6 protein-coding genes, 1 tRNA gene and 1 riboswitch are annotated in these 9,475 nt (G+C 73.1%); all 7 genes read left to right on the top strand.

The window, feature by feature from the left end; translation table 11 throughout:
- Nucleotides 1–341 precede the first annotated feature (341 nt).
- The 7 genes from ACSNOG_RS20320 to ACSNOG_RS20290 all read left to right on the top strand — a co-directional run bounded on the left by ACSNOG_RS20320 (nt 342) and on the right by ACSNOG_RS20290 (nt 9,428).
- The gene (locus tag ACSNOG_RS20320) at nt 342–2,648 is read left to right on the top strand and encodes a DEAD/DEAH box helicase (protein WP_436754094.1); all 2,307 of its coding nucleotides are present in this window, start codon (nt 342–344) and stop codon (nt 2,646–2,648) included.
- A gap of 132 nt (nt 2,649–2,780) precedes the next feature.
- Nucleotides 2,781–2,853, top strand: a tRNA-Lys gene (locus tag ACSNOG_RS20315).
- A gap of 239 nt (nt 2,854–3,092) precedes the next feature.
- A complete protein-coding gene (locus ACSNOG_RS20310) occupies nt 3,093–3,983 on the top strand; it encodes a DUF6227 family protein (protein WP_436754093.1) in 891 nt (296 codons plus the stop codon).
- A 220-nt stretch (nt 3,984–4,203) separates the two neighbouring features.
- Complete coding sequence (locus tag ACSNOG_RS20305; RefSeq protein WP_030367061.1) at nt 4,204–4,407, top strand: cold-shock protein; 204 nt, start codon at nt 4,204–4,206, stop codon at nt 4,405–4,407.
- Between the two features lie 324 nt (nt 4,408–4,731).
- Entirely contained in the window at nt 4,732–6,462 is a 1,731-nt protein-coding gene (locus tag ACSNOG_RS20300) for a DEAD/DEAH box helicase (protein WP_436754092.1), read from the top strand.
- Between the two features lie 155 nt (nt 6,463–6,617).
- Nucleotides 6,618–7,988, top strand: a complete 1,371-nt coding sequence (locus ACSNOG_RS20295; protein WP_436754091.1) for a PP2C family protein-serine/threonine phosphatase — start codon at nt 6,618–6,620, stop codon at nt 7,986–7,988.
- 72 nt (nt 7,989–8,060) lie between these two features.
- A riboswitch (cyclic di-AMP (ydaO/yuaA leader) is annotated at nt 8,061–8,192 on the top strand.
- Nucleotides 8,193–8,201: 9 nt separating this feature from the next.
- Nucleotides 8,202–9,428: a M23 family metallopeptidase gene (locus ACSNOG_RS20290; protein ID WP_436754090.1), complete on the top strand. Its 1,227-nt coding sequence runs from the start codon at nt 8,202–8,204 to the stop codon at nt 9,426–9,428.
- Nucleotides 9,429–9,475 lie beyond the last annotated feature (47 nt).

Raw genomic sequence — 9,475 nt, 5'->3', positions numbered from 1 at the left:
CGCTCCCACCCAGCCGGCGCCCCAGCCGACCACGCCCACGCCGCAGCCGCCCGTCACCCAGCCGCCCGCCTCCTCGGCGCCCCCGTCGCCGCAGCCGGGCCCCCAGGCCGCGGGCCCTGTGGCGTAGGCCATGCCGCCGGACGGGGGCAGCAGCTTGCGTCCGGACGTGGTGAGTGCGTATGGTGGTAGATCGTTTGATCCCATTTGCCCGGCGCCTAACAGAAGCGCGCCGTGTGGCGCGTTCCTTACCTTGCCGTGGCTGACCGCATCGAGGCGGTCATTTGTGAAGCCGACACGGAGCTTGGGCGCGTGCCGAAACTCCGGAAGGTTTCGCATTTCGCATGTCCATTTCCACTGAGCAGACCGTCATGCCCGCGAACGACGAGATCGTCGTCGAGGCGGACGCCGTCACCGCGGAGACCACCGCGGACCTCACCCCCTCCGACACCGCCGAGGCCGCGGGCGCCGTTGACACCGTCGACGCCGCCGCCGAGCCCGCCGAGCCCGCCGAGCCCGCCGAGCCGACGATCACCTTCGGTGACCTCGGCCTGGACGACGCGATCGTCCGCAAGCTCGCGCAGAACGGTGTCACCACCCCCTTCCCGATCCAGGCGGCGACCATCCCGGACGCCCTGGCCGGCAAGGACATCCTCGGCCGCGGCCGCACCGGCTCCGGCAAGACGCTCTCCTTCGGCCTGCCGCTGCTGTCCACCCTGGCCGGCGGCCACACCGAGAAGAAGCGCCCCCGCGGCCTGATCCTCACCCCGACCCGTGAGCTCGCGATGCAGGTCGCGGACGCCCTCCAGCCCTACGGCGACGTGCTCGGCCTGAAGATGAAGGTCGTCTGCGGCGGTACGTCCATGGGCAACCAGATCTACGCCCTGGAGCGCGGCGTCGACATCCTCGTCGCCACCCCGGGCCGTCTGCGCGACATCATCAACCGCGGCGCCGCCTCGCTCGACAAGGTCCAGGTCGCCGTCCTCGACGAGGCCGACCAGATGGCCGACATGGGCTTCCTGCCCGAGGTCACTGAGATCCTCGACCTGGTGCCGGCCGGCGGCCAGCGCCTGCTGTTCTCCGCGACGCTGGAGAACGAGATCGACACCCTCGTCAAGCGCTACCTGGTCAACCCGATCACGCACGAGGTCGACCCGTCCGCCGGTGCGGTCACCACCATGACCCACCACGTCCTCGTCGTGAAGCCGAAGGACAAGGCGCCGGTCACCGCCGCCATCGCCGCCCGCAAGGGCCGCACCATCATCTTCGTCCGCACCCAGCTGGGCGCCGACCGCGTCGCCGAGCAGCTGCTGGACGCCGGCGTCCGCGCCGACGCCCTGCACGGCGGCATGACCCAGGGCGCCCGCAGCCGCGTCCTGGACGACTTCAAGGCCGGCTACGTGAACTGCCTGGTCGCCACCGACGTCGCCGCCCGCGGCATCCACGTCGACGGCATCGACCTGGTCCTCAACGTCGACCCCGCCGGTGACCACAAGGACTACCTGCACCGCTCGGGTCGTACGGCCCGCGCCGGCCAGTCCGGCACGGTCGTCTCCCTGGCCCTGCCGCACCAGCGCAAGCAGATCTTCCGCCTGATGGAGGACGCGGGCGTCGACGCCTCGCGCCACATCGTCGGCGGTGCCGGCGCCTTCGACGAGGACGTCGCCAAGATCACGGGCGCCCGCTCCCTCACCGAGGTCCAGGCCGACTCCGCGGCCAACGCCGCCAAGCAGGCCGAGCGTGACCTCGCCGACCTGACCCGTCAGCTGGAGCGTGCTCAGCGCCGCGCCACCGAGCTCCGCGAGGAGGCCGACCGCCTCCTGGCGCGCGCCGCCCGCGAGCGCGGCGAGGACCCGGAGGCCGCCGTCGCCGCTGCCGCCGAGGCCGCCGCCACCGAGGCCAAGGCCGAGGAGGAGGCCGCTGCCGCCGTCTCCGTCCCGGCGCAGGCCGCGCCCGTGCACGAGCGCCGCGACGAGCGGGGCAACTTCGAGCGCCGCGACGACCGCGGTGGTTTCCGCCGCGACGACCGCCGCGACGACAACCGCTCCGGTGGTTTCCGCCGTGACGACCGTCGTGACGACAACCGCTCCGGTGGTTTCCGTCGCGATGACCGTCCGTCGGGCGGCTTCCGCCGTGACGAGCGCCGCGATGACCGTCGTGACGACAACCGCTCCGCTGGCTTCCGTCGTGACGACCGTCCGTCGGGCGGCTTCCGCCGCGACGAGCGCCGTGACGACAACCGCTCCGCCGGTTTCCGTCGTGACGACCGTCCGTCCGGTGGTTTCCGCCGTGACGACCGTCGTGACGACAACCGCTCCGCCGGCTTCCGTCGCGATGACCGTCCGTCGGGCGGCTTCCGCCGTGACGAGCGCCGCGATGACCGTCGCGACGACAACCGCGGTGGCTTCCGTCGCGATGACCGTCCGTCCGGTGGCTTCCGCCGCGACGACCGCCCTTCGCACGGCGGCGGTTTCCGCTCCGGCGGCAGCGACCGTCCGTTCAACCGCGACCGTCGTGACGACCGTCCGTCGGGCGGCGGCTTCCGCTCCGGCGGCCACGACCGCCCGAACGGCCGCCGCGACGACCACCGTGGTGGCGCCGGTTCCTTCGGCCGCCGCGACGACAAGCCGCGCTGGAAGCGCAACGGCTGATAACCGCAGGTGATTTGGGGCCCGTACGGCACTTCGGTGGCGTACGGGCCCCGCTGCGTCTGCACTCCCGTCCGACGCATCGGCCATAACGACTCGGGATATCGCGGTCGGCCGGGCTATGCTGCGGGGTGCGGGCCGTTAGCTCAATTGGCAGAGCAGTGGACTTTTAATCCATTGGTTGTGGGTTCGAGTCCCACACGGCCTACGCGATGCGGGTGCGGGAAACCCTCCCTGACCTGCACACCGGTGCCCCGCGCGGCAAGACGCTCCGGGCAGGGGGGCGCACGGCATGCGCACGCCCCACCCACCGAGCCACCGCCGAACGCCCCCCGCGTGCCCGGACCTCTGCGCACCCAGTTCCGTGAAAGCCGGCACCCGTCTCGTGTTCGCGCCGCTACGGTAAGTGCGCGGGGTGGGCGCGGCGAGGTCCGGGAGGTCGGAGGCATGGAGAACTCGCGAGCGGGTGAGAGCGGCAGCGGAAGCGAGCGAGAAGAGTGGGGGAAACAGGGCCCGGCGTACAGGGCGCACAGGGGGCGCACAGAGCACAGCCAGGGACGGAGCGGTCCGGCGGCGGCCGAGACGTCGCCCGCCGAGCACGTGGCGGCACTGCTGGGGCGGGCGCAGAACGGCTTCGAGATCGACGAGCGGATGCTCGCCCGGCTGCGGACGGCGCTGATGCATCAGGCGGAGCTCCGCTCGTACCGCCAGCGCAATGACGACCGGCATCCCCTGCGCTGTCATTCGTACCGGCACGTGTTCCTTCTGGCGGACGGCAGCAGCCTGCTGCTGTTCGAGTTGGAGCACAACACCGGGCCGGAGGACGTCTTCTTCTACGAGGTGTACGCGGACGAGGACGCCCTCGACCGGGCCGAGCGGCGCGTGCACGACCGGATCGGCGGCGGTATCGGCCCCGGCAGCGAGACCGAGGAGCTGCCGGCCTGGCTGGCGGAGGAGCTGCTGCTGGCCATGGGGCCGACGCAGCCGCGCCGGGAGTACGTCTCCGACGCCTCGCCCGATCATGCCCGCCGGCTGCTGCGGCGCGCGGAGAACGAGGACGGGCCCGGCGAGGTGGTGCGCGAGCTGCTCCAGGGGGCGCTCGGCCACCACATCGCGCTGATCACCAAGCCGCGCCGCCGCGGCGCCGGGCGCGATGCCACCTGGTGCCGCTTCTACGAGCACGCCTTCCTGCTGGAGGGCGGCGGCGAGCTCAGCCTCTGGGAGCTGGAGCACAACATGACCGCCGACGGCCACCTGGTCTGCGAGGTCTATCTGGACGAGGCGGAGGCCGAGGTGGCGGCGGACCGCCACGCCCGCTCCCAGGGCGTGGAGCTGTAGCGGCAGCGGGCTGCCGCGCGGGTCCGGGCGGCGTCGGCGGGCGGGCGACACGGGGGCCGCCGACGTGTGCTACGCTTAACTGACGTTTCAGTTGTGGTACCCATGAACTCGTGTGCGCCTGACGGTTATGTGAACCGAAGGCGCATTTTTGTTTTTGCCGGTCTATTCCGGTGTGGGGCCCATTGCACCCTCCAAGGGTGTATCCACTAAGGAGATAGACATGGCTACTGGCACCGTGAAGTGGTTCAACTCGGAAAAGGGCTTCGGCTTCATCGAGCAGGACGGCGGCGGCCCCGACGTCTTCGCCCACTACTCGAACATCGCCTCCAACGGCTTCCGTGAGCTGTTCGAGGGCCAGAAGGTTTCCTTCGACGTCACGCAGGGCCAGAAGGGCCTGCAGGCCGAGAACATCGTCGCCGCCTGACGATGATGCCCGCCCGGTCCGTCTGACGACGGCGCCGGGCTCTGCATGAAGCAACAGGCAATGGGGCCCGCACCTCGGGGTGCGGGCCCCATTGCTGCCCCTGCGCCGGCCGGCGCCCGTGTGCCACCGGCCGTCGTCCCGCACCCGCGCGCCCAGGCTTTTCCGCCGTCCGACCGTTCTCGATCTCGACTCGACTCCGGCTCGATCTCCGGCTCGATCTCCGAATCGATCCCCGGCTCGAACTTGATCTCGTTCCGGGCGGTCTCGCGATGCGAAGTCTCCCTTTCGGGCGTGCCACCCCCCTTGAGGGAAGGTCCCACCCGTATGACTCGCTCCGCTCGTCCCTCCCGCCCCCGCGGGCCCCAGCAGAACCGCGGTGCTCAGCAGAACCGCAGCGCCCAGCAGGGCGGCCGTTCCGGCGCCCCGTCGCGCCGTAAGCCCGCCGCCGCCCCCCAGGGCGACTTCGAGACCCCGGTCAGCACCACCCCGGCGCTGCCTCCGGTGGCGTCCTTCGCCGACCTGGACATGCCCGCCGGCCTGCTCTCCACGCTGACCCGCGAGGGCGTCACCGAGCCGTTCCCCATCCAGGCCGCGACGCTGCCGAACTCGCTCACCGGCCGTGACGTCCTCGGCCGCGGCCGCACCGGCTCCGGCAAGACCCTCGCGTTCGGCCTGGCCATGCTGGCCCGCACGGCCGGCCGCCGCGCCGAGCCCGGCCGCCCGCTCGCCCTCGTGCTCGTCCCGACCCGCGAGCTCGCCCAGCAGGTCACCGACTCGCTCGCCCCGTACGCCACCGCCGTGAACCTGCGGACGGCCACGGTCGTCGGCGGCATGTCCATCGGCCGGCAGGCGCAGACGCTCGCGCGCGGCGCCGAGGTGCTCGTCGCCACCCCCGGGCGGCTGGCGGACCTCATCCAGCGCGGTGACTGCAAGCTCGGCGACGTGCGGATCACGGTCCTGGACGAGGCCGACCAGATGGCCGACATGGGCTTCCTGCCGCAGGTCACCCGGCTGCTGGACCAGGTCGACCCGGAGGGGCAGCGGATGCTGTTCTCCGCGACCCTCGACCGCAACGTCGACCGGCTCGTCCGCCGCTTCCTCTCCGACCCGGTGACGCACTCCGTCGACGCGTCGGTGGGCGCCGTCGTCACGATGGACCACCACCTGCTGCACGTCACCGAGACGGACAAGAAGGACACGGTCACCCGGATCGCCGCCCGCGACGGCCGCGTGATCATGTTCGTCGACACCAAGCGCGGTGCCGACCGGCTGGTGAAGAAGCTGCTGTCCGAGGGCGTGCGCGCCGCCGCCCTGCACGGCGGCAAGAGCCAGCCGCAGCGCAACCGCACCCTGGACCTCTTCCGCACCGAGGAGGTCACCGCGCTGATCGCCACCAACGTGGCCGCGCGCGGCATCCACATCGACGGCCTCGACCTCGTCGTGAACGTCGACCCGCCCATGGACCACAAGGACTACCTGCACCGCGGCGGCCGTACGGCCCGCGCCGGCGAGTCCGGCACGGTCGTCACGCTCGTGCTGCCCGAGCAGCGGCGCGAGATGAGCCGCATGATGGTCACGGCCAAGATCTCCCCGAACGTCGTGACGGTCAGCCCGCAGGACGAGGAGCTCGCCCGCATCACCGGTGCCCAGGAGCCCAGCGGCGTGCCGGTCGTCATCGCACCGCCGGCGCCGGCCCAGTCGACGCCGCGCAAGCGGTCGGGCGGGGGCGGCTCGGGCACCGGGTCCGCCGGTGGGGCTGCGGCGGCCGCGGGGTCGCGTGGCTCCCGGGGCACGCGTGGTTCGCGCGGCGGTCGCGGCGGGCGGGGCCGGGTGCGTCCGGAGGCGGCTTCGGGGGCGTCTACGGCTTCCTCCTCGTCGTCCTCTTCTTCGTCGTCCTCGGGCTCCGCGGGGTCCTACAGGTCCGGCGGTGCCGGTGGTTCGGGCCGGGGCGCCGGCCGGGCCGGTGGCGCGTCCGGTGCGGCTTCCGGCCGCGGTTCCGGCAGGGGCGGCTCCGGGCGGGGTGCCGGGGGCGCGCGGGAGCGTCGCGCTTCCTAGCGCGTACTCCTGACCTGTACCTCCTGGCCCGTACTCGGGGGCCCCTCTCCTAAGGGCCCGTCCCCGGTTGGCCCAGCACCGTTCGCATCACGACCTCCTGCCCGGAAGGGTGGGAGGTCGTTGACGTGCGGGACTGCCGGTCAGGAGAGAGTGCGGTGGGCAAGCGAGAGAGCCGTTCCGCCCGCCGGGCTGTGCGCGGCAGCACGGGGCGTGGCGCCACGGGCCGTAGCCCTGCTGCACGCGGCACCGCTGGGCGGGGCACCCCTGGGCGGGGCCCTGCCAGGTGCGGAGATGCCGGGCGCAGCACCTTCCGCCGTACGGCCCGCCGGGCCGTCCGTAGGCTGCCGGCCGTTCTGATCGTCGGCGGCGTGCTCTTCGGCCTCGGGGCGCCCGCGAACTACACGTGCGCCCCTTTCCTCTCCGCCGCGCCGCTCGTTGCGGCGCCCCTGCACACCCTCCGCGCGACGACCACGGCAGCTCTGGCCGCAGTGGCGGTCGCGGTCGGCCTCGTGATCTACCACCGGCCGTCCGACACCGGTCAGGCGCTGGCCGAGATCGCGGCCATCGGAGCCGTCTCCCTGGTCGCGCTCGGCATCAACCGCATCGCCCGGCGCAGCGATCAGCAGCTCGCTTCCGCCCGCGGCATCGCGGAGGCGGCCCAGCGCGCCGTCCTGCCCGCGCCCCCGTCCCGGATCGGCGGCCTCCGCGTGGCCGCGCGCTACGTGGCCGCCCAGGCCGACGCCCGGATCGGCGGCGATCTGTACGCGGTCCAGGACACCCCCTACGGCGTACGCGTCATCGTCGGCGACGTCCGCGGCAAGGGCCTGGGCGCGGTCGAGGCGGTCGCCGTGGTGATCGGCGCCTTCCGGGAGGCGGCCGAGCAGGAGCCCACGCTGGAGGGGCTCGCGGGGCGGCTGGAACACGCGCTCCAGCGGGAGGGCGCGCGGCGGGCGAGCCTGCGCGCCGACTCCCTGGACCGGGCGGAGGGCTTCACCACGGCCGTGCTGGCGGAGCTGCCGCCGGGGGAACCCGTCTTCCGGTTGCTGAACCGCGGCCACCCCTCGCCGCTCCTGCTGCACGCGGACGGGCGCATCGGCGTGGCCGACCCGTCCGTCCCCGCGCTGCCGCTCGGCCTGGGCGAGCTGGGGGTGTGGCCGGACCGGTCGGAGGAGCGGGAGTTCCCCGCGGGGTCGACGCTGCTGCTGATGACGGACGGGGTGACCGAGGCGAGGGACGCCGGCGGTACGTTCTACGACCCCCGGGCCGGGCTGACGGGCCGCCAGTTCAAGAACCCCGAAGCGCTGCTGGACGCGCTGGTCGCGGACGTCGCGCGCCATTCGGGGGGTCAGGCCTCCGACGACATGGCGCTGTTGGCGATCCGGCGCGGCGAGCGGATCGAACAGCATTTCGTAGAAAGTATCGACAGGTTCCGTGGGCGTACGTCTCGTGAAGACGTGCCCGAGAGCATCGGCGGATTCGGGCGTTCGGCTTGGAATCCACCCGCCATGTCTATTAACGTTCGATAACGGAGCGCGGTTGTCGCAACGCCGTAAGAGGCGGTGCACCGTGCGCCATCGCCGAATCCCGCGGGCACAGCACCACCTGATAGGCCGGCACGTGCCGGGAACCGGGGAACCACCACCCTGGGGTGAATCGGGCAGCGCAGCCCGTAGGAGACCTTCCTGCTCCGAACCCGTCAGCTAACCCGGTAGGCGAGAAGGAAGGAAAGGAGTGCCTCCGTGGCATCCAACGAGCCTGCCGCGTACGACCCGCCGCTGGTCCCCGCGTACTTCCCGCCGTACGAGCCGGAGCCCGCACCCGGTCCGGAGCAGGAGCTGCGACACGAGCCGGGGGCCGCGTACGGCTCCGAGCCGTCGCACGCGCCCGCCGGCCACCGGCCGTCCGTCTACAACGCCTTCGGCACGGGCCGCGGCCGCCACCGCGTCGTGAAGCCGCGCGGCGGCACGATGGCCCGCAGCGGCGCCGTGCTGGGCGCGGGCGTCATCGCGGCGGTCGGCGCGGGCGGCATGGCGCACGCCCAGGAGCGCCCGGCGGCGTCCATATCCATGCCCGACCTGGCCCAGCTGCCGGGCGTCGGCTCGTTCTTCGCGGGGAGCGCGGCGGGTTCGGCCGACTCCGCCGTCGAATTCGCCGGTGAGGGCGGCGCATCGGCCGCCCTGGAGATGGCCGAGAGCGCGGCGACGGCGGGCGAGACGCTCCGGGCGAGAATCCTGGAGCAGGCCGACCACCAGCAGGGCATGGCCGAGGCCGAAGCACAGGCGGCCCAGGTGAAGCAGGCCGCGGAGACGCAGAAGAAGGCCGCGGAGCGGAAGGCTGCGGAGGCGGCGGTCCGGGCGGCTGAGGCGGAGAAGGCGCAGGAGCGGTCGCAGGAGCGGTCGCCGGAGCCGGAGCGGGCGGAGGCGCCGGAGACGCAGACGCATACGCAGAAGCGGCAGGCGCCGAAGCCGCAGACGTCAGAGCGACAGACGTCGAAGCAGCAGGCACCCCGGCAGCAGACGTCGAAGAAGCAGCGGGCTGCCGGCTCCGGCACGGGTGCCCGCGTGGGCGTTGGCTCCTTCAAGCTCCCCCTCGCCTCGTACACGCTGACGGCCGGCTTCGGCCAGGCGGGGAACATGTGGTCCGCGAACCACACGGGGGAGGACTTCGCAGCCCCGACCGGCACGCCGGTGAAGGCGGTGGGCGGCGGCACGGTCGTTCAGGCCGGCTGGGCGGGGGCGTACGGCTACCGCATCGTCCTGAGGCTCGACGACGGTACGCAGCTGTGGTTCTGCCACCTGTCGTCGATGGTCGTGACGTCGGGGAAGGTCGCGCCGGGTCAGGTCATCGGGCGCGTCGGCGCGACGGGCAACGTCACCGGCCCGCACCTGCACCTGGAGGTGCGGCCGGGCGGGGGCGCGCCGATCGACCCGCTGGGGTGGCTGCGGAGCAGGGGCCTGCAGCCCTAGCGGGTGCCGGGCAGCGGGCGACAGGCGACGGGTGCCGGGCAGCGGGC

Source organism: Streptomyces sp. URMC 124 (genome assembly GCF_051386455.1).
Lineage (GTDB): Bacteria > Actinomycetota > Actinomycetes > Streptomycetales > Streptomycetaceae > Streptomyces.
This window is presented reverse-complemented; position numbering and strand designations above follow the sequence as displayed.